The 753-nt window shown below is 47.5% G+C and carries 2 protein-coding genes; both read left to right on the top strand.

Going from position 1 to position 753, the window contains the following annotated elements; genetic code table 11:
* On the top strand, positions 1-347 hold a 347-nt coding region (locus J5M71_RS26140; RefSeq protein WP_207838338.1), incomplete at its 5' end, for an EAL domain-containing protein.
* Positions 348-574: 227 nt separating this feature from the next.
* Positions 575-753, top strand: a 179-nt coding sequence (locus J5M71_RS26135) for a histone-like nucleoid-structuring protein, MvaT/MvaU family (protein ID WP_347709877.1), incomplete at its 3' end; no start/stop codon positions are given.

The raw sequence follows: 753 nt of genomic DNA, 5'->3' as shown, positions 1-753 counted from the left end.
CGCTTAAGCTGTTTGAGCAATTGCATGCACTGGGAGTAAAAATCGCGATCGACGACTTTGGTACCGGGCACTCGAGCCTTGGTTATCTGCGCACCTTCAACGTCGACTTTCTAAAGATCGATCAGAGCTTCGTGGCCATGATCGGTGTAGACGCGTTATCGAGGCATATTCTCGACTTCATCATTGAACTGTCGGCCAAACTGGACTTGGGCATTGTTGCCGAAGGTGTCGAAACTCAGGCCCAGGCTGATTACCTGACCGAGCATAACGTTAACTTTTTGCAGGGCTATTTGTACGGTAGACCGATGCCTGGCGCTGATTTCCTTGAAGCATTAACTCATCATTAAATCGCCGACACTGCCCGCCGAACAACCGCACCAAATTGATACAAAAAGTCATTGTTGTTACATGGCGACAACATCAGGATTTACTCTTGTCGCATTAAATACTACAATTTTTTCAACCTGAGCCAGACTGGCAGGTGAGCCAATTATCACCGAGTCTCTTCCAGGCTCTTGGCTTATAGCTTGGTTTGCTGTTGGTATCAGACAAACACACTATTGGAGTAAAGATATTGTCCAGACTCGCTGAATTTCGCGCAGCTGAAAAGGCCCTTCAGGAACAGCTCAAACAGCTGGAATCGCTGAAGAACGATGCCGGGCTGAAGAAAGAAATCGAATTCGAAGAAAAGCTCCAGGGACTGATGAAAACCTACGGCAAAGGCCTGAAAGACATCATCGCCATCCTTGATCC

This window comes from Pseudomonas sp. 43(2021), assembly GCF_017490805.1.
Classification (GTDB): domain Bacteria; phylum Pseudomonadota; class Gammaproteobacteria; order Pseudomonadales; family Pseudomonadaceae; genus Aquipseudomonas.
The sequence above is the reverse complement of the archived record's forward strand: the minus strand, read 5'-3'. Positions and strand labels throughout refer to the sequence as shown.